This is a genomic window from Actinomadura mexicana, assembly GCF_900188105.1.
Classification (GTDB): Bacteria; Actinomycetota; Actinomycetes; order Streptosporangiales; family Streptosporangiaceae; genus Spirillospora; species Spirillospora mexicana.
The window spans coordinates 89,031-110,952 of record NZ_FZNP01000002.1; the positions used below are offsets into that span (position 1 = coordinate 89,031).

Consider the following 21,922-nt stretch of genomic DNA (forward strand, 5'->3'; position numbering starts at 1 on the left):
CATTGGGTGCGCCGGTGCCGCGCCGAGTGGCTCGCACAGCCTCCATATTCTGTGGATCACGTTTGTATTTCATGTCCCACAAACCGGTGACATGCGATACCGGGAAGTCGTTCCGTTACCATTGTTGTTCTAGCTCGTCAAGGTCAACTTCACTATCGGCGTCCAGCGCGTCGGGCATGCCGAGGGCGGCGACGGCGTGCAGGTCGGCCGCCACCGGGATCGCGCTTCCACCGTTCGCGGAAGGCGCGGTTTTCAGGCCGCTGCCGGTGTTGAGCAGGACGACATGGTCCGCACTCCCGAGTTCTCCCCGCGCCACCAGCGCGGGCAGTGCGGCGGCCCCGGCCGCACTGGCCGGCTCGGCGTACACGCCGCTTTCCGCGGCGAGCCAGTCGACCGCGGCGAATATCTCCTCATCCTCCACCGCGGCCATGAGTCCCGCGGTGTTCCGCACCGCCGCCAACGCCCGGAATCCGTCCTGCGGCTCCCCGACGTTGATGCTCTCGGCGCGCGTGCCCGCCGGCGCCGGGCGGACGTCCGCGGCGCCCCGCGCCCAGGCGCGGTGAACCGCCGGCGAGGCGGCGGCCTGCACCCCGATCAGGCGCGGCATGCGATCGATCCAGCCCATCGCCCGGGCGTCGCACAGCCCCCGGTACAGGCCGACCAGGATGTTCCCGTCCCCCACGGGTGCCACCACCGCGTCCGGCGCGGACCAGCCGAGCTGCTCGACGATCTCCAGAGCGGCGGTCTTCTTGCCCTCGGCGGTGCACGGGTTGTACGCGGTGTTCCGGCAGTACCAACCCCATCGCCGGCACGCCGCCGTGCTCAGCCGGACGGTGGCGTCGTAGTCGCCGTCGACCACCAGGACCCGCGCCCCGTACCGGCTGATCTGGGTGACCTTCGCCGGCGGCGTGCCGCGGGGAACGAAGACCACGCACCGCAGTCCGACCGCCGCGGCCGCTCCGGCGAGCGCGGCCCCCGCGTTGCCCGAGGACGCCGTGGCGATCACGTTGCGGCCGCGGTCGAGCGCGTCGGCGACCGCGACGACGCTGGCCCGGTCCTTGAGGGCGCCGGACGGGTTGCCGGCCTCGTCCTTGATCCACAGTCGGCCCAGCCCCAGCCGGTGGGCGAGCCGGTCGGCCCGGTGCATCGGGGTCCAGCCCGCCACGTACCGGGACCTGACCCGGCGGGCACCGCCTCCACCCGCGCCGAGGGGCAGGAGGCGGGCGTACCGCCAGAGGGAGTGCTCGTCGGTGAGCAGCACGTCGGCGGGCGGCCGGCCGGCGCCGATCCGCTCGTAGTCGATGACCAGGGTCAGCCTGCCGGACCACCGGCACCGGGTGCAGGCGTAGCGCAGGTCGCCGACCGGTGAGAAGGCGGCGCACCGCGAGCACTGCCACCGCAGATGGTCCGTGCCGGCGGCGCCGGCCGCGGGTACCGGCGGCGTCATCGCCGGTCCCTCAACCTCGTGGCACGACGTCGGCGTCGACATCGGCATCGACGACGGCATCGATTTCCGGGGGGACTCCCGTGAAGAAGCCGGCCAGACGGTCGATGCCCTCCTCGTAGCGGGCGGACGTGTAGGAGAGCCGCAGCGTGTCCGGCAAGCCGAAGTCCGAGCCGGGCACGGTCGCCACCCGCGTCGTCCGCATGATGTGCTCGGCCAGGGCGAGCGAACCCGGGATGTCGTGCCGGCGCAGGTACTCGGCGCAGTCGAGGGTCAGATAGAAGCTGCCCCGGGACGGAACGGCCCGCACCGCGGGGACCTCGCCGAAGCGTTCCAGCGTGTGATCGCGCCGGGCGCCGTAGCGCCCGGTCAGCGAGCGCACGCCGTCCTGGTGGTCGAGCGCCGCGATGGCGCCGAACTGCGGCACCGGGTCGGTGGTGAGAAGGGTGTGGTGCTGGATGACGGTGAGCGGGCGTACCAGCTCGTCCGGGACGATGGCGTAGCCGACCCGCCGCGCGTACATCCGGTGAGCCTTGGAGAACGCGTTCGTCACGACCAGCGGACTGGTCATCTCGTCCGCCAGGGCGATGGCCGAATACGGTTCGTCGTCGAAGTGGACGTTGTTGTAGATCTCGTCGGCGATCAGCACGGCGCGACCGGCGACGATCTCGTCGATCCGCCGGAAGGCTGCGGGATCGACGACGTTCCCCAGCGGGTTCCCGGGGGAGTTGACCACCACGATGCGGGTCCGTTCGGTGATCGCCTCGGCCAGCGAGTCCATGTCCACCTGGAGCGTGTCGAGGTCGACGCGGTAATGCCGGACCCCGGCGCCGGCCAGTCGTGCGGTGAACGGGTAGAGCGGGTAGTAGGGCAGGGGCACGACCACCTCGTCGCCCGGGCCGACGAGCAGCTGGGTGAGATTCCGGAACGCCATGCTGGTGCCCACGCTCACGACGAAACGTTCGGCCGGCACCTCGACGCCGTAGCGACTCTGGTACTCGGCGGACAGCCGGCGGCGCAGCTGCGGAAGCCCCCCGGGGTAGACCAGACTCGCCTTGCCGTAGTCCTGCGCCGCGTCCAGCATGGCCGCGATGATGGGCGGTTCCGGCGGCAGCTCGGACTTGCCGAGCGTGAGCCGGATGACGTCGTCGTACCGCTGCTCGTAGTCGTCGGCCATCTCGTCGAGGACGAACATGAGGAACCGCTCGTCCTCGAAGGAGATCGCCGGACGCAGCCGGCTCCCCGCGAGCGTGTGCGGCCGGGTGTCCTGTCGAACGGTCATGATGCCTCCTGGGACCGGCGAATGAGATGATCCGGGCTGATCACGATGGGCCTCGGCGTCGGTCGGGTTCGACGGCCTCCGCCAGCTGGGAGACCGTCGGCCGGCTGAGGACGTGGGCGGCCGAAACGGGGCCGCCGGCCTCCCGGGCGGCCCGCGCGGCGAGCCGCAGTGCCCGCAGCGGGCGGGCTCCCAGCCAGACCAGGTCGTCGGACCTCCCCACCGCGTCCAGGCCGAGCACCTCGGCGAAGCCGGACGCGAGCCGTTCCTCGACGGGCTCGGCCGGCGGCCGGTACCTCTCGCCGTTTCCGGCGGCGTCGATGGTCCGGAGCCGCCGGCGGTCGAGTTTTCCGTTGGGCAGCAGCGGCGGGTCCGACAGGGTGATGAACGTGGTCGGCACCATCGCCTCGGGAATCCGTCCACGCAGGTGGTCCCGCAGTTCGGCGACCGCGTCCTCGTCCTCGGCCGGCGGGCCGCCTGCCCAGGACACGAACGCCGTCAGCGTGACGCCGTCCGACGCCTCCCCGGCTCCGTCCCGGTAGGGGACGACAGCGGCGTGCCGTACTCGCGGATGGTCGGCCAGCGCCGCCTCCACCTCGCCCGGCTCGGTCCGCACACCACGGACCTTGACCTGGTCATCGGTCCGGTTGAGGAACTCCAGCTCCGCACCGGGCAGGCGGCGGGCGCGGTCCCCGGTACGGTAGAGCCGGTCTCCGGGCCGGCCGGACAGGTGGTCCGGCACGAACCGTTCGGCGGTCTCGCCCGCGCGGCCCCGGTAGCCCCACGCCAGCTGGGCGCCGCCGATGAAGATCTCGCCGGGGGTTCCAGGGGGGACCGGTTCGCCCAGCTCGTCCAGCAGGTACAGCCGCACACCCGTGACCGGGCGCCCGATCGGCACGGTCGTCCCCGGCGCCCCGGCCTCCGCCCGCCACCAGGTGGCGTCGACGCAGGTCTCGGTCGGGCCGTAGAGGTTCAGCAGCGTGGCTCCGGTGTCGCCGATCACCGCGTCCGCCAGGCGCTGCGGCAGCGCCTCACCGCCGCAGCACAGCAGCCGCAGTTCCGGGCACCGGGTGAGCGTGGAACTCTCGGCCAGCACGGCGAGCAGGCTCGGCACCACCTGCAGGACGGTGACGGCGCCCTCCGTGAGGACCGTCTCCAGGGCCGCGATGTCCCGGTCGGCCCCCGATGGGACGGTGACGACGGCCGCTCCGCAGCTCAGCGGCGCGAAGAACTCCCACAGCGCGGCGTCGAAGGCGACGGGCGTCCGCTGCGCCACCCGGTCGCCGGGCCGCAGCCCGAAGGCCTCCACCGCCCACCGCATCTGCTCCACCGCCGCGCTGTGCGGCATCACCACGCCCTTGGGGCGGCCGGTGGAGCCGGAGGTGTAGAGGACGTAGGCGGGGAACTCCGGCGGTATCCGATCCAGCGGGGACCGCCGCCCCTCGGGGCCGCCGCCCTGCCGGTCGAGGATCAGCGTGGGCCCGGCGAAGTCGAGCCGGTCCGCCGCGTCCGAGCGGGTCAGCAGCAGGTCGGCATCGGCGTCGCCGAGCGCGAACTCGCAGCGGCGCCGCGGATACCGGACGTCCAGGGGGAGGAACGCGCAGCCCGCGGCCAGCACCGCGACCAGTGCGACGACCAGGTCGGCCCCGGGCGGCACGTGCACTCCGACCAGGCTCTGCGGCGCCACGCCGGCCGTTCGGATCCGGTCGGCCAGGTCGGTCGCCCGCTCGTACAGCTCGGCGTAGCCGATCACAGTGTCCCCGTCGATGACCGCGGGCGCGTCCGGGGTGCGGGCCGCCTGCCGGGCGATGAGTCCGTGGAGTGTGACCGGGTCTTCGGCGGCCGCGGACGAGGGAGGCGCCGGCTCGGCGGGCCGTAGGGACACCGATCCGGCGGGGACGGGACCGAGCAGCGGGGCGCTGGAGCGGGGATCGCGTTCCGCGTCGACGGTGATCTCGGTCAGCGCACGCAGGTAGTAGCCGAGGATCTCGGCGGGGTCGCCGCCGTGCCGGAACAGCCGCAGGGTCATGCCGCCGGTCTCGGCGGCGTCCTCCACGGTGAGGGTCAGTGGCGCGACGGGAGAGTCGGTGACGGTGCGGTCGACCGCGCCCGGCAGTTCGCCGGCCGGCGGTCGAGCGGCGGGCGGCATCTCGCAGTACTCGAACAGCGCACCCGGGACCGAGCCCGTGTCGACGAGTTCGGCCACCGGGAAGAGCCGGTACGGCCGGTGGGCCGCCAGTGCGGCGCCCGTCCGCTCCACGAGCGACGCCCAGGTCGGGACATCGCAGCACATCGAGACCGGCAGCAAGGAGCGGAAGTCTCCCAGAGCCTCTCCGTCGATGCCCGCTGGTCCCCGCGCGTCGTCGAGCAGCCATGCCCCCGCCGTGCCGGTGCCGGCGATCAGGGCGAGCACGCGCAGGTAGGCGGCCAGCAGCAGCGCGTCCCCGGAGGTCCCCAGCATCAGGGCGGTCCGCCGCAGCCGCGCCACCAGGTCGGGGGCCAGGGCCGCCACCGCGGGAACGCCCCGCGCGACCGTCGCGTCGGGTGTTCCCCAGACGTCGGGCGTCCGCCAGGCCAGGCCGTCCGCGGCCCGGTCCAGCGTTCGCCGCCAGTACCTCGTCGCTTCGGCCGTGACGGCGCCCCACTCCGCGGCGACCATGTCGCGCATCCCGGTCACCGGCGGCGCGTCCGCGGACCGCCGACCGCGGAGCTCTGCCGCGTAACCGCGAAGCAGGGCGGTGGTGAGCAGCGCGCCGCTGCGCCTGTCCAGCATCGGCCCGGCGAGCCGAAGCGAGACCTCCACCCCGCCACCGGACGATCGCCGCACCGTGCAGCACGAGGAAGCGGGCAGGCCGAGCGGGCCGGTCGGCAGATCGGCGACCTCGCCGCCTTCGGCCCGCGTTCGCGGCCGGCCGTCAAGGGCGAGCTCGGCCGGGTCCGTGGCCGGGGCCGGATGCACCAGGTGCACCGGTCCGCCGGACGGCGGCAGGTCGACCGTGCTGCGCAGTACGGGATGGCGCCTGACCAGATCGGCGAGCGCGCGGATGAGCGCGGGCCTGTCCCACGGGCCCTCGAACGCGACGCTCACCTCGCCGGTCCGGCCGGGATCGGCCAGCAGCGCCACCTGCTGCCAGGCGGTCAGCGGAAAGACGTCCGCGACCCGGCCCGGTCGCGCGCCGGTCGCGTCGCCGTACTTCACCGGCCCCTGCGTCGTCATCACGGTCCTCCCATCGGCTCGCCGCGGCCTCAGCCCTGACCCGACAGGGCTCGCAGCCGGTTCACGCTTGAGGTGTCCAACGCCTGCCGCACCTGTGCGGGCACGTCCGCGGCACCGTCCGCGGTGGCGAAGACCAGGCCGTCCGGTTCGGCGGTCAGGCGCCGCACCAGGTCGAGGTACTCGTCGGCGAGCTGCTCCACGAACGCCGGTTCGAACAGATCGGCCGAGTAGTGGAACATGCAGTGCACGCCGTCCTGCCATTCGTAGAGCTCGGCGACCAGGTCGAAGCGGGCCACCTCGTGCTCGGTCTCGAACGGGGTGGCCTCCACCTCCCCGAACCGCGGGGGCGCGAACGGCGCGTTCTGGAAGTTGAACGCCACCTGCACCAGCGGGAAGCGGTCCGTGGCGCGGTCCGGTCCGAGCTCGCTGACCAGCCTCTCGAACGGCAGATCCTCGTGGGCGAGGGCGCCCAGATGGACCCGCCGGACATGCTGGAGAAGGCGGCGGAACGTCGGTTCCCCGGAGAGGTCGAGACGTAACGGGAGGGTGTTGACGAAGAACCCGACGAGATCCTCCAGATCCGGGTGGGAGCGGCCCGCCACCGGCACCCCGATGACGAATTCGCGCCGGCCGGCGCGCCGGGCCACCAGGACGGCGAACGCCGCGAACAGGACCATGAACAGCGTGCCGCCCTCCTGCCGGGCCAGGCCGCGCACGATCCGGAGGTCGTCGGGCGTGAGGTCGACGTCGCACCGGCCGCCCTCGTAGGAACGTTCCGTCGGACGCGGCCGCCCGGGCCGGAGTTCGAGCAGCTCCGGCGCGTCCCTGAGCTCCCCGGTCCAGTACCGCAGCAGTTCGTCGAGCGGCTCGCCGGTCAGCCGCCGGCGCTGCCAGGTCGCGAAGTCGGCGTACTGCGCCGACAGCGGCGTGAGCGCCGCCGCCTGTCCGGTGACGAACCTCTGGTAGTACTCGCCCAGGTCGCGGAAGAGCACGCCGGTCGACCAGCCGTCGATCGCCACGTGGTGCAGGCAGATGCCGATCACGTGGTCGTCGTCGTTCAGCCGGACGACCCGGACCTTGAACAGCGGGGCGGCCGACAGGTCGAAGCGCAGGGCGCTGTCCTCTTCCAGCATCGTGCGCGCTCCGCGCTCGGCCTCCGGCAGCGGGAGGGACGAGAGGTCGCTGACGGCGAGCGGCGGTTCCACCGACCCGTGGACGACCTGGACCGGACGTCCGTCCATCTCGCCCAGGCAGGTCCGCAGCATCTCGTGCCGCTCCATGACCGCGGCGAGCGCGGCCCGGAACGCCGGCACGTCCAGCGGCCCGCGCAGCCGGCAGGGCAGCAGGATGTTGTCGTGCCGCGCCGCGCCTCCGAGCCGGTCCAGGATCCACAGGCGCTCCTGGGCGAAGGACGCCGGAATCGGTCCGGTCCGGTCGCACCTCGGAATCGCCCGTTCCGGCTCCAGCGTGTCCCCGGAGCGCAGCGCCGCCATCACGGCGCGCGCCGTGCCGATCACCGTGGGGTCGCCGAACAGGTCGTTGAGGGTGAAGTCCACGCCCACGGCCGAGCGGATCCGCGACACCAGTTTGATCGCGAGGAGCGAGTGACCGCCGAGGTCGAAGAAGTCCTCGTCGAGGCCGGGGGCGCGGTCGAAGACCTGTGCCCAGATGCCCGTCAGGACCTCCGCCATCACGGCGGCCGGCGACGCCACGGGCGGGGCGTCCCGCCCGCCGTCGTCCTCCGGTGCCGGCAGGGCGGCCACGTCCGGCTGCCCGTCCCGGGCCGTCGGCATGTCGGCGAGCGGGACGAACGTCGCCGGCACCAGCCGTGCCGGCAGCCGGCGCGTGAGGAACTCCGCCAGCTCCGCGGCGTCCGGCGTGCCGTGCGCGGAGTCGCCGGCCGGGACGACATACGCGGTGAGCCGTGGTTCGCCGGAGGGCCCCGTTCCCACGGTCACCGCCGCGTCCCGTACGCCGGGATGCCCGGCCAGCGCCGCCTCCGCCGCCCACTGCCGGGCGCCTGCGTTCCTCGCCGGCACGGGGCCGCCGGCGTCGGCCGGGGACGGCAGGACCCGCGCATGGCCGCGGCGGCGCGCCGCGACCGGCGCCGCGAGCAGTTCCCCCGTCCCGGCGTGCCAGAACGAGCTCTGGGGCACCGGATCGGGGAAACGGTACTCCTCCACCAGATCCGCTCCGGTCGCCTGGGTGAGTTCAAGCCGCGACGCCGTCGGCAGCGGGCCGGGGGCGAAGACGAGGCGCAGCGAGCGGCACCGCCCGAGGGCGGATGCCACGGTGGACGAGTCCGGTGGCGAGCCGGGAATGACGGCAACGGTGACCTCGTTCTCGGCGAGGACCTCTTCGGGGACGTCCGGGGCCGCCCCGGCAGACGACCGGGCAGCGGGCGGCAAGAGAACCAGCGCCGCACCGGAGGACATCGTCCAGAGGACGTCGCGGACCGACTCCGCCGAACCGGGCGAGCGCAGGTGCGCGACGCGGTCCCCGGCGGACAGGGGGAAGTGTTCGCCCATCCAGTGCAGCAGCTCTGCCAGCGCGTCGTACCTGATCAGGGTGGCCGCCGGCTCCCGCGCGTCATGCCCCAGCACAGCCCAGCGCGCCGCGAGGGAGGCGTCCGCCGTGCCCCCCGCCGGGGTGGGCCCGGTATCGGGCCTCGCGCCCGGGTACTCCGCCTCCCCCAGACGCAGGAGGCGCAGGTCGCCGTCCACCGTCAGCCGGTCGGTCGCGACCGGCCGGTCGATCTCGGCCAGCCGGTCGGCGCCGGAGCCGTCGCAGAGCGCCAGCGTGGCACCGGCGGCGCCCACCGCGGCGCGAATCCGCTCCGGGCCGTCATCCGGGTCGAGCGGCAGGATCGTACCGCCGGCTCTGATCACGGCCAGCAGGCCGACCGCCAGCTCCGCGGACGGGCCCAGCACGACGGCGACGGGGCCGGCCCCGGAGCGGCGCAGCTCATCGGCGAGGCGTTCGGCTCGACGATCCAGCTCCCCGTACGTCAGCGTGAGATCGCCGCAGATGACCGCCGGCGCGTCCGGGGTGCGCCGGCACTGGCCGGTCAGCCGATCGAGGGCCCGTCCGGAGGCCGGAACGCCGGTCGCGGTGACCGCGTCGTCCGCGGCGGCCCGCCCGCCGGGTTCCGGCCACCCCGGCAGTTCGCCGACGCGGCGTTCGGGATCGGTGGCGGCGATGGTGAGGATCTCCACCACCAGGTCGCGGACGCGCTCGACCGTGCCCCGCCGGAAGCGCGCCGGGTCGTAGCCGAGGACCATCCGCAACCGCCCCTGGTCGGGTACGGCCGTCAGGTGCAGGGGATAGTGCGGCTGCTGGATGACCCGCAGGTCGGCGACCCTGACCGTCCCCCCGTCGGTCCAGCTGGGCCGCACCGGATAGTTGATGTAGACGACCAGGCTCTCGAACAGCGCGGTGCCGCGCGGTACCTCGCTCCATCGCTGGACGTGCGCCAGCGGGCTGTAGTCGTACTCCCGGCCGTCGGCCAGCTGCGCCTGGAGATCGGTCAGCCAATCGGCGAGCGCGGCGTCTCCGGGGACCCGGGCCCGGACCGGGAGGACGTTGATGAACAGCCCCACCATGTCGTCCACGCCGGCGAACTCGGGGGGACGGCCGGAGACCACCGAGCCGAACACGACGTCCTCTCGCCGGCTGTACCGGCTGAGCGTCAACGCCCACGCCGCCTGGACCACCGTGCCCAGGGTCAGCCGCCGCGTCCGGGCCAGCGCCTCCAGACCCGAGAACACCTCCGCGGGCAGGGTCGCGTGGACTTCGCCGAACTCCGGCCCGTCCCGGTCCGGGAGATCAACGGGCGCTTCGCCGATCGGCGTGGGCGAGGTGAATCCGGCGAGGCGATCGCGCCAGAACCGCTCGGCCTTCCCGAGATCCTGCCGCTGGGTCCAGGCGACGTACTCCCAGAACGGTCTCGGCTCCCGCCGCTCGGGCAGCCGTCCGGCGGCGAGTTCCCGATACCAGCCGAACACGTCGTCGAGCACGAGATAGGTCGACCATCCGTCCAGCAGGAGGTGGTGGTAGGACCAGATCAACCACCACGCCTCGTCGGCGACCCGGACCACCTCCAGGCGCATCAGCGGAGCCTGCCCGAGTTCGAAGGGACGGGTCCGGTCCGTGTCGAGCATGGCGTTCAGCCGCTGCTCGATCTCATCGGCGGGCGTTCCTCGCCAGTCCGACTCCCGCCATGCGGGATCCGCGTCACGGCTCACCACCTGCACCGGCAGGTCCAGCCGCTCGTAATGGAACGAGGTGCGCAGGATCGGGTGCCGGCGCAGGACCGCGCGCCAGGACTCCCGCAGGAGCGACGGGCTGAGAGGGCCCTCCAGCCGCAGGCAGAGCTGATAGATCGTCTCGCCGGAGTCCTGCTTGCGCAGCGCCTCGAAGAACATCCCGTCCTGCAGCGGTGTCAGCCGGCAGATCCGTTCGATTTGGTCGGGGCGCATCGGTAACCCACCTTCGGGGGGACTGGGAGAGCGAGTGGCGATCGACCGGCTCGTCGGCCCGCGGGCCGACGGACTCAGCCGGCGACCGGGTCGGGAGCGGGTTCCACCGTGGGCCGGCAGTCGGCCAGACTGACCTGCTCGCCCATCGCGACGAGGATCTTCCGATCGCCGCGGAAGGCCTCGCGGCCGTGGCAGGACAGGATGTTGTCGACCAGCAGCAGGTCGCCCGCCCGCCACGGCTCCCGGCGCTGGGCGCCGTCGTACGCGGCGTTCAGCGCGGCGACGTCCTCGGCGTCGATGGGGCAGCCGTCGCCGTAGAACGTGTCGAAGGGGAGCCCGTCCGGTCCGTAGCTGCTCAGGAGCACGTCCCGGATCTCGGGGTCGAGAGAGTGCTGGTTCCAGAAGGCGATGTGGTTGAACCACACCTCCTCGCCCGTCACCGGATGGTGGATGGTCGTCGCCCGCCGCTGCGTCGTCGCCAGCCCGCCGTCGGGCAGCCACCTGTATCCGATGGAGCTGCGACGGCAGTAGTCCTCCACCCGGGCGCGGTCGGAAGTCCCGAAGGCCGTCGACCAGGGCAGGGAGACATGTTCACGGTAGTTGCGCGCGAGCACCCAGCCCAGCCGCCGGAAGCGGTCGGCCAGCTCCGGGGGGATCCGCGCGAGCACCTCCCGGGTGTCGGCCACGGTGGTGGCCCCGCCCTCCTCCGGTGGGACCAGGCAGCCGAAGAGCAGGATCCCGGGGAAGTCCAGGGTGTAGCTGTTCTCGTTGTGCAGCCGGATCACCTGCGCGCTGGGCAGGTCGGTGGACGACAGGACCCCCTCGCCGTAGTCGCTGCGCGGTGTCGCCTTCTCCCGGTAGCTCACCCTCTGGTCGAGCAGCACATCGCGCGCTTCGGCGAAGTCGTGGACGCTCGCGATGGGCAGGCCCCGGAGCAGCAGACATCCGTGTCGGGCCAGCGCCGCGCTCAAGGCACCGCGCCGCTCGGTCAGCCATTCGCAGGCGGCCGCCATGGACGTGGCCCCGTCCGCCGGCGCGATCGGCGGCCCGGACTCTGCGACGGACAGTCCCAGTCCGGCGATGGCCTGGTCGTTCACCGTCACGTCCATCACTCCTCCCCTGATCCGCGCGCCGCCGCCGGACCGATCGGCCCCGAGGGCGAGCAGTCCGCCATCCGCCGCGGCTCGCCCATGGCGACCAGCACCCGGCGGTCCCCGGTGAACGGTTCGCGGCCATGGCTGCACAGGAGGTTGTCCACCAGCACGAGATCGCCCCGCCGCCAGCTCTCGCGGACCATCACCTCGTCGAAGGCCCGGTTGATGACGGCCACGTCCGCGGGATCGATCGGCGAGCCATCGCCGTAGTAGGTGTTCTGCGGCAGCCCGTCCGGACCGCACGCGGCGACCAGGATCTCCCGGGTCTCGGGATCGTGGGTCCACTCGTTGAACACCGCGACGTGGTTGAACCAGCTCTCCTCACCCGTCAGCGGATGCCGGACCGTGGCCGAGCGGACTCCGCTGGTGCGCAGCCGGTCGCCCGGCAGCCACTCATAGCCCAGTTGGTACTGGTCGCAGTACTCTTCGACGGCCGCGCGGTCCGACGTGCCGAAAGCCTGCTGCCACGGCATTCCCATATGCTCCTGGAAATTCCGGACGATCATCCAGCCGCGACGTCTGAACCGGTCGACCAGGTCGGCGGGCAATGCGGACAGGACCCGGCGGGTGTCGCCCAGGGTGGTGGCACCGCCCCGCTCAGGCGGAACCAGGCACCAGAACAGCAGGATTCCCGGGAACACCACGCTGTAGCTGTCCTCACAGTGCAACCGGATGCGCTGCACCGGGGGCAGATCGGTGGCCGAGAAGATCCCGTTCCCGTAGCCGGTTCGCGGGGTCGTCTCCTCCCGGGGAAGTTCCAGGTGGTCGTCGAGGAGCACATCCCGTGCCGCGACGAAATGCTCACGGGACGCTATCGGGAGTCCGCGGATCATCAGGCTCCCATGGCGGCGCAGCTCAGCAAGGATCTGCGCCCGGTTGTCCGCCAACCAGGTCCCCGCGGAGGCCGCGTCGGCGACGCCGTCCACCCGCATGAGGCTCGGCCTCCCGTCGGCCGCGGCCGCATCCGTACCGCTGGACGGGACCCGTCCGGCATGACCGGCCATCAGTCATCCTCCGATCGTCCCGGTCGACGCGACGGCGCGCTTCCCCACCACGAACCGGGTGATGGCATCGACGCTCAGGAAATTCGCCATGTCCAGATCGTCGCCGGCCACCGCGAGATCGAAGGTGCGCTCGACCCAGGTGAGGATCTGCACCGCGAACAAGGAGCTGACGTAGCCGGTGGCGAAGATGTCGACATCGTCGGCGATCGGCACTCCCCCGGTGTGCTGGAACACGAATTCCCGCACCATGGCGAGCACCCGCTCGTCTTCGGGCGCCCGCGGGTTCCCGCCGGGTTCACCGTCCATGCGTCCCTGCCCTCCTCCTCGTCGATACGAGCCGGCGTCAGCCGTGGTCATAGACATGGAAACCCCGTCCGGTCTTCCGTCCGAGCCGACCGGCGTCCACATATCTGCGAAGCAGCGGGCACGGCCGGTACTTCGGATCCTTGAACTCGTCCAGCAGGACCTCCAGCGAATAGAGAACCGTGTCGAGACCGATGAGATCGGCGGTCTCCATAGGCCCCATCCGGTGGCCGAAGCATTTCTTGAAGAGGCGGTCGATGTCCTTGGGCGAGGACACCTGCTCGTGCAGCAGGAATATCGCCTCGTTGATGGTGAGCATGAGCACGCGGTTGGTGACGAAACCGGAGGAGTCGCCCACGAGCACGGTCTCCTTGCCGATGCCGGCCAGCAGTGCCCGGGACACCTCAAGGGTCGCGTCGCTCGTGTGGACGCCCCGGATGACCTCGACGAGCGGCATGATCGGAACCGGATTCATGAAGTGGTTGCCGATCACCTTGTCCGGTCGGCTCGTGCGACCCGCCAGCCTGGTGATGGGGATGGCCGACGTGTTGACCGCCAGTACGCACTCCGGCCCGCAGACGCGGTCCAGAGCGCGGTAGAGGTCCTTCTTGACCGCCCACTTCTCGGTCACGTTCTCCACCACGTAGCCGGCCCCGCGCAGGTCGTCCAGGTCGGTGGTCGGCGTGATCAGTGCGAGGATCTCGCCGGGCGTGCGCGCCGGGGGCCGGCCGGCCACCACGGGCAGCAGCCGGGCGTTCTCCGCGATCGTCTCCCTGGAGGTCTTCAGCGCCTCCTCGGAAGTGTCGACCAGGATGACGGGGTGCCCCGCCTCGGCGAAGGCATGGGCGACTCCGGTGCCGATGGTGCCGGCGCCGACGACTCCGACCGCGTGGATCATCGATCGATTCCCCTCCCGTGCGGGCGACCGCTCTCGCCGCCGTGCAACCCTTCCGGCCAGTCGCTCTCGTCGAGCCCGTGCTGGCAGACGAAGGCGTAGGCCAGCCGCTCCAGCCCGAACCCCACGCACCCGGTCCAGATCGGTCCGCCGTCACGGCCGGTGATGTCGAACGCCTTCCCGAAGTGCTGCTCGTGGAAATTGAACGACCCGACGGCGACGGTGGCGTCCGGGGCGATGTCCAAACGCAGCTCGTACTTCAGTTCGAGCAGCCGTTGCGCGGAAATCCGCTCCGCGCCGTCCACAGCGCCGAAGAACGGGTCCGTGGCCACCTCGCAGCGTCCGCGAAGGCCGAACCGGTCCACCAGCTCTATGGCACGTTGCAGGAAGCGCTCCCGGCGGTCCAGGACCTGGTCGCGTTCCCCCATGAACACGATCTCCCGGATCGTGAAGTCCCAGAGCCGCTCCAGCGATGCGTGGTAACGGCCCTCGTACCGGAACGACTTTCCGCGGGCGCTGACCACCATGGCCGACGACGGCAGCCGTTTCCCCGCGTACTGATGGAAGGTGTGATAACACATGGTCGGCGGCAGGCAGTAGTCCGCATTGCGGCAGTGGGCGAGCATCGCCTCGCCGACGTTCCCGTCGTCATGGTCCCGTTCGGTGAACTTCCGGTAGACGTCCAGGTCGCCCTGAAGCCGGGTGGCGAGCATGACGTGCTGGGGAAACGCCGAGAAATATCCGCTGCGCTGCAAAGCCCCGGTGGGAACGAGCGTGGGATAGCGGAACTCGGCGGCACCGAACTCCGTGACGGCGATGTCCCGCAGCAGGCCGTCGAATCGGTCCATGATCGTCAAAATGGGCTCGCCGACCGCGACCTGCCCCTCGCCCGTCTCGAACGCCGCACCCCGGTCCGCCAGCGCTCCGAAGACGCCGGGCCGCGTGTCCGCGGTTCGCGTCGATCGCCAGATCACCTTGGCGGGCCGGGCCAGCTGCCCGAGGACGTCCGTGCGCACCATCTGCCGGAGCTTGCGGGAGAGCGCGGCGGCCGGCTCGGCCGCCCCGGTCCGCAGCACCACCGCGTCCACGGCTTCGTCCTGGCCGTGCAGCAGCCGGAAGCCCACGATGTCCTCGGAGACGAAGAAGATCCGTCTGGCCAGCTCGGTGGCGAGTTCGGCGGGGACCGGGCGAGGCAGCGGGACGGTGTGCTCGGTCGTCCCCGGTCCGGGCCGGCCGTGCCCGCTCGCGGGTTCGCTCATGTCGCACCCGGCAGACCGAGCAGGCTCGCGATGATCGACCGCTGGATCTGCGACGTACCGCCATAGATCGTGCCGGCGAGCGCATCGCGCAGCTCCCGTTCGATCCCGCCCTCGGTGAGGTAGCCCCGGGCGCCATGGAGCTGGACCGCCTCCAGGGCGGTTTCGAGCAGGCCCTCGCTGACGACGAGCTTGAGGATCGACGACTCCAGCATGGCCAGCCGTCCCTCGCGTTTCAGCCAGCCGAACTTGTACAGCATCAGCCGCGCGAGCTCAAGCCGTATTCGCATGTCGGCCAGCGTGTGGGACACGGCCTGGAAAGAACCGATCGACCGGCCGAACTGCTCGCGTTTCGCAGTGTGCTCGACACACGTCTCCAGCAGTCGCCGCATTGTCCCGACGCCGCTGGCGAAAAGGAAACCGCGCTCCCACTCGATCGTCGACGTGAATATCTGATGCCCGGCGCCCTCCCGGCCCAGCAGGTGCTCCGCCTCGAGCCGGACGTCCGAGAAATGGATCTCCCCCATGGGGGCACCGCGCAGCCCGGCCTTTTCCAGCTCGCGGGTGATCCGCACTCCCGGTGCGTCGGCGCGGACGAGGAACGCCGACAGCGCGCGCTCGGGGGCCGCCGACTCACTGGTCCGGGCAAAGGCGACGAAGAGGTCGGCACACGGTCCGTTGCTGATGAAGGTCTTGGTCCCGTTCAGTACCCAGCCCGCGCCACTCCGGTGCGCGGTGGTGGCCAGCGCCAGCATGTCCGAACCCGCCTGCGGCTCGGTCAGCGCGTGCGCACCGATGACGGTTCCCTTGCACAGTTCCGGTAGCCAGCGGGCCTTCTGGCCTTCGGTGCCGTGCTTGACCAGGTAGATCTCGCAGGCCCAGACATGATTGTTGATCGCGAAGAGCAGGCCGTTGTTCGAGCATCCGTAGCCGAGCGCCTCGAAGGCCAGCGCCGAAGTGAGCGGATCGAGCCCGGAGCCGCCGTGGTCACGGGGCACCGGCCAGCCCAGTGCCCCGAACTCGGCGGCCTTCTTCCAGCCGTCGGTGTCGAGGCTTCCCGACCTGTCGGATTCACCGGTGCGGCCGCCCAGCTCCTGGCGTGCAAAACGAACTGTTTCCGCACACAGCTCCTGCTGGCGCGGGGTCATCGCAAAATCCACGCAGTACCTCCTGGGGCATGGCCGGCGATCGGCACCTGGCGAACGATGCGCGTTTGTGCCGCCGGGCGACCCACATGCAGATCATGTCTGCTCACTTCGCCCCGGGCATGTCACGCAAACGCGGGACTTGCCCGCCCGTCCCGCTCGGGTGCATCTGTTAGAGCAGCCGTAGGCGTGTACTCCAGAACTGATGGGCGTCTTCACTAAGGAGAAAGCGTGCTGTTACGGATGGCCACCCCGGCAGATCTCGGCGCGCTGCTGGACATATACGACAGCACCCTGAGATGGCTGGCCGAGCGCGGCAGCGACCAATGGCAGGAGCCCCGCCTGGAACCCGAGCTGATGAAGGCGGCCATCCTGGCGTCCATCCACCACCGGCAGACCTGGTGCGCGGTCGACGAACGGGGAAGGCCCGCCGGCCTGGTGACCATCAAGCCGCACACGCCCCCCGGCCTCTGGCGGCCGGAGGAGGAGGCCGAACCCCACCGGTACATCTACCTGTCCCTTGTGTCCAGGGAGAACGCCGGCACCGGACTCGGGGCCGACCTGGTGGACTGGGCCGCCACCCGGGCGGCCAAGGCCGGAGCCCACTGGATCCGCGGTGACGCGTGGACCGGCAACAAGCCCCTCCAGGACTACTACCTGCGGCAGGGATGGGAGCTGGTGCGCATCGTCCATCGGCCGGACCAGCCCTCGGGTGTGCTGCTCCAGCGGCGGGCCGAGCCACGCGAGACTCCGCGCCTGGTCGAGGTGGCCGGGACATGAGAAAGCCCGAGGGCGGAATGCACCGGAGCCCGTGATGGCCGCCGGCATCGTCTCGGTGAACGGCCACGTTCCGCAGCGGGTCGTGGGCAATGCGGAGATCGCGGCATGGTCGGGAGCCGCACCGGACTGGGTCGAGCGCAAGACCGGCATCCTCGAACGCCGCTACGCACCCGCCGGCACGCCGACTTCGACGTTGGCGGTGAACGCGGCACGCCCGCTTCTCGACGACGAGGAGACCAGGAGCGACGTCGGTCTGATCATCGTCGCCACTTCCACCCCTGACCGGCCGCAACCGTCCACCGCCGTGCTGGTCCAGGAAGAGCTCGGGCTGGCCTACGTTCCCGCGTTCGACGTCAACGCCGTCTGCTCGGGCTTCCTCTACGCGCTCACCATCGCCGAGGCGTTCCTCGCCGCCCGCACCGACCTGCGGCTGGTGCTGGTCATAGGCGCCGACAAGTACTCCGCGATCATGGACAGGACCGATCGGCGCACGGTCAGCCTCTTCGGTGACGGCGGCGGCGCGGCACTGGTCGGCAGGGTGCCGGAGGGGTACGGCATGGCCGGGTCGTCCCTGCTGGCGGACGGGGCGGGAGCCGCGCACGTCCACATCAGGGCCGGGGGCACCGGCAGGGCGCTCACCCCTGATCGGCTGGCGGACGGGGAGCACCTCTTCAGGATGGACGGCCGGGCCGTCCGCGAATGGGCGCTCGAGTTCGTGCCGAAAGTGGTGCGCCGGACGCTGGACGAAGCCTGCGTCTCCGTCCGGGAGATAGACAGAATCGTTTTCCATCAAGGCAACGTCCGCCTCGTCGAGGAGTTGGCGGCGGCGATGCGCCTCGATCGCGAGAAGCTCGCGCTGACGGCGCCGCACTACGGCAACACCGCTGCCGCGTCCATACCGATCACGCTCGCCGCGGAACACGCCAGGCGGCCGTTGCGGCGGGGCGAGCGGGTGCTGCTCGCCTCCATCGGTGGAGGAATGACCGCCGGGTCCGTGCTCCTCACCTGGTACTGACCCTGGCGGGTCCGCGGCCACCCGGCCCGGAGAGAAGACCGTCTCGCCAACGCCCGAAAGGCGGAGAGATGACGCCGTTTCCTGCCGTGCCCGAGCCCGCCGACATCCGCATTCCCGTGCATCCGTCTTTGATCATTGAGGACCGCGCCGGCGACCGCTACGTCCTGGTCGCCTCCGTCTTCAAATTGGATCTGTCACTCTGGGTGTACGAACTCCGTCGTGACGACAGGGGCATCGTGCACATGGCCAGCCTCGCCGGTTGCCGCATAGCAGGTGAGGCCGGCGGACCCGTGGACGATGACGCTTCCTGAACCGGTCAATGCCGGCGCCAATGCCGCAGCACCGCCGGGCCGGAGACGCCCATCGCGAATCGACCTGGACATTGACGACCCGATAAGGACTGTCTTTTAGCGACCGCACGACTTGGAACGTTCGAACGAGTTCCCGAACGAGCGTGATCAGTCCGACTGTGGTCACGCGCGAGCCGCCGCGCTGTCAACGGACTGTCCCGGCGGGCGGTCGGGCTTTGCGGCGCCGCCACTCCGGAAGCGACCCGGCCGACCTTTTTAGGAACGATCCAAAATAGCGGCCGTCCTGGGTCGACTCACGTCCTGCCAGGGCCTGTGATCTGCGAAGACGGGAAACGGCGGACCGGTCTCATGCACCGGGTGGAGTACTCGATGAGCGCTCCACGCCACCAAGACCGATCCGCCGTCAACGTGCGCCCCTGCCGACAGGTGACAAGTCCGCCGCGATCAAGAGGGGCTTACACACTTGACAATATATCACTTTCGACGAATCGATCATCCTGTTACCATCCGTTTCAACTCAAAGAAGAGCCCGTTCCGGCTCTCTCAGAGAGTTGCACTGTTCACCAGGTGCAACCAGGGAGAGCCGGGCTGACAACCCGGGACTTCCTGGTGCACCCATGCACCGAAAGGGGAGTCCAAATGGGCTTCACCAACCGAGACAAGACGGCCGAGCTGGGTAAAACCAGCAAAGCCGCCCCGCCGCCGCAGGGCAGACTCGCCGCCCTCGTGGTGGCAGCACTCGTCGTCGGCGAAACCGGCGTCATCCTCCAGCTCTTCTTCAACGTGATCAAGGAGGAGGGCGCCATCATGACCTCCTTCCTGCAGACCGTTGTGGGAACGGCGCTGCTGTGGTGCGTCGTCCGGCCGAACCTGAAGGTCGGATGGCCGCTGTGGTGGCGTGCGCTCGCCATCGGCGGTTCGAGCGTGGTCAGCCTCGTCGCAGCGAGGGAGGCCATGACGCTCGTCCCCTACGGGACGATCACGTGCCTGGCGTTCGTCTTCGGCCCGATGGCCGCGGCGAGCTTCAGGATCGTCCGGGCCCGGATGATGCGTGCGCTGATATGGCCGCTCATGGCCGCAGCGTCCGTGTTCCTGCTGGTCGACGGGCTCGGGTCCGGCGACCTCGTGGGCTTCGGGCTCATCGGGCTGGTGGCACTCGCCTACCACGTCTACGCGACGACCACCTCCGGCCTCCAGAAGGACGAGGTGAACACCGTGGCGACGCTGGCGAGGCTGCCCACCGTGCTCCTTCTCACCGGCATGCTGTTCTCCGCCGAGGAGCCCAGTGCGCTGCTTCACGTGAGCGGGGAGGCCTGGTGGGTCTGCTCGGTCTCGGGCGCCGTGGGCGTCGTGGCCCTGCTGATGATCAACGCAGCATGGAAGCGGGGCCTGACGGTCACGACCCACGCCAGCGTGATGCCTGCGGACAACGGGCTGGCAATGGTCGACGGCATGATCGCCGGCCAGTTCCCGTCCCTGTTCAACTGGTTCGGGGCCTTGCTGGTCATCATCGCGGAAGTGGGCGCCACGCGCGCCCGGATCCCGGACCCGAAGACGTCGCCGAGGTTCTCCAAGTTCCTCGACGGCCTCCCGGCCAGGATCGGCCGCTGATCTGACGCGCGCCACGCGCGTCCAGAACAAGGAGAAGCCTGAGGGCTGATCCCGGCAACCGCGGCGGGGAGGACGAACCTCCCCGCCGCACTTTCGTGTGCGCGGCGTGTTCGGCGGCCCATGTGCCGTCCTGCCGTCGTCCCGAGTCCGCGGGCCGCGTTCGTCCGCCCTTCTTCGCTACTTGCGGCGCGCCACGTCGTAGAGGGCGCAGCCGATCAGTTCGAGGGACACCTGCAGCCGTTCCAGGCTGACGTTCTGGGCGATCGTGTCCTCGGGGGTGTGGTAGAAGGGCTCCAGCTGGCTGGGCGCCTCGGCGCCGCGCCAGCTGAAGTTGCCCGCCGGGATACCGCGCTCGTAGAAGGCCTCGTGGTCGCTGGAGCCCCGGGCGGTGGGGCCCTTGGTCTGACCGGCGTAGCCGAGCCGGTGCGCGGCGGCGTTCACCGCGGCCGTGGTGGTGTTGTCCGCGCCGTCCACGGACAGCAGCCAGTACGTGCCCGCCGGGGGATGACTGGTGGCGACCATGTCGTTCTGGAAGCAGCCGGTGATCTGTGCGACCTGCGCCGCGTCGAGTTGCTTCACATAGTGCCGGGCACCGACCAGGCCGTTCTCCTCCGAGCCCCACAGGCAGACGCGGATCGCCTGCTGGGTCGGCAGCCGCTTCAGCGCGCGCGCCAGCTCCAGGCACAGCACGGTTCCGCTGCCGTCGTCGTTGGCGCCGGGTGAGCCGGGGACGCTGTCGTAGTGCGCGCTGACGATGACGGCCTTGCCGGTCGGGTTGGGCAGCGCCGCCCGCCGCTCGGCCAGGACGTTGTACGAGGTCAGCCCCGAGTGGTGGGTGACCGCGAAGGACAGCCGCCGGGCGCCGGCGCGGATCCGCTCGCCGTGGTATTCGGCCAGGCCCAGCACCGGGGTCGCGACCGCCTCGTTCAGGGTCGGGACGAAGGAGCCCGCCTTGCGCTCGGGATAGGTGACCGAGCGCGCGTTGACGATGAGCGCCGCCGCGGCTCCCGCGCCCGCGGCGGCCTTGGCCTGCTCGGTCTCCTTGCCGGGTATCCGGTCGAACAGCACCAGCCTGCCGCGCACATCACCGGTGACCTCGGTGACCTGGCCCACGTCCACCACCGTCCCCTGCACGGAGGCGACGGCGCCCTGCGGGGAGGCACTGCACTGCCAGGCCCGCTCGCCCCGGGAGCGGATCTCCGCAAGGTATTTGTCGGCGACCGGGAAGGGCTGCAGTTCGACCTTGTAGCCGAGATCGCGCAGACGTCCGGCGATGTAGCGGGCGGCGCGGTGCTCCGACGGGGTGCCGGCGATGCGCCAGCCGATCTCGTCGCTCAGCACTTCCAGGTGCCGCAGCGCCCGGCGGGCGTCGACGCGGGCGACCACCGCCCGGTCGCCGGGGGTGAGGGAGGGCGACCGGAGGGCACCGGGGCGCTGCCGGGCGGCGGCCGCGGCGGTGCCGGGGAGCAGGCCGACGGTCGCGAACCCGGTGAGGGCCGCGGCCCCGGCCAGCAGATCACGGCGTTTGACCTCGGACATGGCGTCTCCTCGGGGAGATTGGCGGCCGGCGCCGCCGGCCTCGGATGTCGAGTCGGCAACGGACGACGGGACAACGGACTTCCCCCGGTTGGGGCGAACATACAAAATCGCCACTAAACCGACAAGACTCTTACCGTCTGCAAACCAAATCGTGATCAAGCTCGCAAGGAAGGCCAGGCCAATGGCCACCCGTTCCGGCCGGGTCATCCGGCCGGAACGGGATGCCGATAGGGAAAACGGCTGGATTGAGCGTTCAGCAGACTGCGTTGGATTCCGAGGCGAACTCTGATTTCGGATTCTTAACGGCGGAGTGGGCAGATGGCCTCTTTTCCGCGTTCGGTATGGCCCGCACGTCGCGCTGGTCCGAGACAGTGTCAACGGTCCCGCACGGTTGCCGGTAGAACCGGTCCGCCCTGTCCAGCGGCATGGTCGGGTCGGACGCCCGACTGCAGGCACTTCGCAGGCGTCGCCCTCGGGAATGTCAGCCGATT

Annotated in this window: 15 protein-coding genes; 4 read left to right on the top strand and 11 right to left on the bottom strand. The window is 71.0% G+C overall.

Features of this window, described 5'->3' with window-relative positions; all coding sequences use genetic code 11:
- Window positions 1-115: 115 nt before the first annotated feature.
- From thrC to CHC11_RS04890, 10 genes are all read right to left on the bottom strand, one after another.
- A complete protein-coding gene (thrC, locus tag CHC11_RS04845; protein WP_179278689.1) occupies window positions 116-1,447 on the bottom strand; it encodes a threonine synthase in 1,332 nt (443 codons plus the stop codon).
- A 10-nt stretch (window positions 1,448-1,457) separates the two neighbouring features.
- Window positions 1,458-2,726, bottom strand: coding sequence for a pyridoxal phosphate-dependent aminotransferase (locus tag CHC11_RS04850; RefSeq protein ID WP_089310393.1), 1,269 nt, complete (start codon window positions 2,724-2,726; stop codon window positions 1,458-1,460).
- Window positions 2,727-2,766: 40 nt separating this feature from the next.
- Complete coding sequence (locus CHC11_RS04855; protein ID WP_089310394.1) at window positions 2,767-5,940, bottom strand: non-ribosomal peptide synthetase; 3,174 nt, start codon at window positions 5,938-5,940, stop codon at window positions 2,767-2,769.
- 29 nt (window positions 5,941-5,969) lie between these two features.
- Complete coding sequence (locus CHC11_RS04860; RefSeq protein WP_089310395.1) at window positions 5,970-10,418, bottom strand: condensation domain-containing protein; 4,449 nt, start codon at window positions 10,416-10,418, stop codon at window positions 5,970-5,972.
- Between the two features lie 74 nt (window positions 10,419-10,492).
- The gene (locus CHC11_RS04865) at window positions 10,493-11,527 is read right to left on the bottom strand and encodes a TauD/TfdA family dioxygenase (protein ID WP_179278690.1); all 1,035 of its coding nucleotides are present in this window, start codon (window positions 11,525-11,527) and stop codon (window positions 10,493-10,495) included.
- Window positions 11,527-12,576, bottom strand: a complete 1,050-nt coding sequence (locus CHC11_RS04870; protein ID WP_089310396.1) for a TauD/TfdA family dioxygenase — start codon at window positions 12,574-12,576, stop codon at window positions 11,527-11,529. Before CHC11_RS04870 ends, CHC11_RS04865 begins: the two co-directional genes overlap by 1 nt.
- A gap of 3 nt (window positions 12,577-12,579) precedes the next feature.
- Window positions 12,580-12,882, bottom strand: coding sequence for an acyl carrier protein (locus CHC11_RS04875; protein ID WP_089310397.1), 303 nt, complete (start codon window positions 12,880-12,882; stop codon window positions 12,580-12,582).
- Window positions 12,883-12,919: 37 nt separating this feature from the next.
- Complete coding sequence (locus tag CHC11_RS04880; protein ID WP_089310398.1) at window positions 12,920-13,777, bottom strand: 3-hydroxyacyl-CoA dehydrogenase family protein; 858 nt, start codon at window positions 13,775-13,777, stop codon at window positions 12,920-12,922.
- On the bottom strand, window positions 13,774-15,033 hold the full coding sequence (locus CHC11_RS04885) for a class-II aminoacyl-tRNA synthetase family protein (RefSeq protein WP_089310399.1): 1,260 nt from the start codon (window positions 15,031-15,033) through the stop codon (window positions 13,774-13,776). Before CHC11_RS04885 ends, CHC11_RS04880 begins: the two co-directional genes overlap by 4 nt.
- The gene (locus CHC11_RS04890) at window positions 15,030-16,190 is read right to left on the bottom strand and encodes an acyl-CoA dehydrogenase family protein (RefSeq protein WP_089310400.1); all 1,161 of its coding nucleotides are present in this window, start codon (window positions 16,188-16,190) and stop codon (window positions 15,030-15,032) included. Before CHC11_RS04890 ends, CHC11_RS04885 begins: the two co-directional genes overlap by 4 nt.
- Window positions 16,191-16,406: 216 nt before the next feature.
- On the opposite strand from CHC11_RS04890, the gene CHC11_RS04895 reads away from it, so the two are divergent.
- From CHC11_RS04895 to CHC11_RS04910, 4 genes are all read left to right on the top strand, one after another.
- The gene (locus CHC11_RS04895; RefSeq protein ID WP_143226930.1) at window positions 16,407-16,955 is read left to right on the top strand and encodes a GNAT family N-acetyltransferase; all 549 of its coding nucleotides are present in this window, start codon (window positions 16,407-16,409) and stop codon (window positions 16,953-16,955) included.
- A gap of 34 nt (window positions 16,956-16,989) precedes the next feature.
- The gene (locus tag CHC11_RS04900; RefSeq protein ID WP_089310402.1) at window positions 16,990-17,970 is read left to right on the top strand and encodes a 3-oxoacyl-ACP synthase III family protein; all 981 of its coding nucleotides are present in this window, start codon (window positions 16,990-16,992) and stop codon (window positions 17,968-17,970) included.
- Between the two features lie 68 nt (window positions 17,971-18,038).
- The gene (locus CHC11_RS04905; RefSeq protein WP_089310403.1) at window positions 18,039-18,281 is read left to right on the top strand and encodes a hypothetical protein; all 243 of its coding nucleotides are present in this window, start codon (window positions 18,039-18,041) and stop codon (window positions 18,279-18,281) included.
- A gap of 639 nt (window positions 18,282-18,920) precedes the next feature.
- Entirely contained in the window at window positions 18,921-19,892 is a 972-nt protein-coding gene (locus CHC11_RS04910) for a DMT family transporter (protein WP_089310404.1), read from the top strand.
- A 177-nt stretch (window positions 19,893-20,069) separates the two neighbouring features.
- Here CHC11_RS04910 and CHC11_RS04915 read toward each other — a convergent pair whose 3' ends face one another.
- Window positions 20,070-21,431, bottom strand: coding sequence for a M20/M25/M40 family metallo-hydrolase (locus tag CHC11_RS04915; RefSeq protein WP_089310405.1), 1,362 nt, complete (start codon window positions 21,429-21,431; stop codon window positions 20,070-20,072).
- Between the last annotated feature and the right edge of the window lie 491 nt (window positions 21,432-21,922).

Bases quoted from the DNA above. Each gene is read 5' to 3' on its own strand.
- thrC (WP_179278689.1), bottom strand. From the start codon at position 1,447: ATGACGCCGCCGGTACCCGCGGCCGGCGCCGCCGGCACGGACCATCTG.
- CHC11_RS04850 (WP_089310393.1), bottom strand. From the start codon at position 2,726: ATGACCGTTCGACAGGACACCCGGCCGCACACGCTCGCGGGGAGCCGG.
- CHC11_RS04855 (WP_089310394.1), bottom strand. From the start codon at position 5,940: ATGACGACGCAGGGGCCGGTGAAGTACGGCGACGCGACCGGCGCGCGA.
- CHC11_RS04860 (WP_089310395.1), bottom strand. From the start codon at position 10,418: ATGCGCCCCGACCAAATCGAACGGATCTGCCGGCTGACACCGCTGCAG.
- CHC11_RS04865 (WP_179278690.1), bottom strand. From the start codon at position 11,527: ATGGACGTGACGGTGAACGACCAGGCCATCGCCGGACTGGGACTGTCC.
- CHC11_RS04870 (WP_089310396.1), bottom strand. From the start codon at position 12,576: ATGGCCGGTCATGCCGGACGGGTCCCGTCCAGCGGTACGGATGCGGCC.
- CHC11_RS04875 (WP_089310397.1), bottom strand. From the start codon at position 12,882: ATGGACGGTGAACCCGGCGGGAACCCGCGGGCGCCCGAAGACGAGCGG.
- CHC11_RS04880 (WP_089310398.1), bottom strand. From the start codon at position 13,777: ATGATCCACGCGGTCGGAGTCGTCGGCGCCGGCACCATCGGCACCGGA.
- CHC11_RS04885 (WP_089310399.1), bottom strand. From the start codon at position 15,033: ATGAGCGAACCCGCGAGCGGGCACGGCCGGCCCGGACCGGGGACGACC.
- CHC11_RS04900 (WP_089310402.1), top strand. From the start codon at position 16,990: ATGGCCGCCGGCATCGTCTCGGTGAACGGCCACGTTCCGCAGCGGGTC.
- CHC11_RS04905 (WP_089310403.1), top strand. From the start codon at position 18,039: ATGACGCCGTTTCCTGCCGTGCCCGAGCCCGCCGACATCCGCATTCCC.
- CHC11_RS04910 (WP_089310404.1), top strand. From the start codon at position 18,921: ATGGGCTTCACCAACCGAGACAAGACGGCCGAGCTGGGTAAAACCAGC.
- CHC11_RS04915 (WP_089310405.1), bottom strand. From the start codon at position 21,431: ATGTCCGAGGTCAAACGCCGTGATCTGCTGGCCGGGGCCGCGGCCCTC.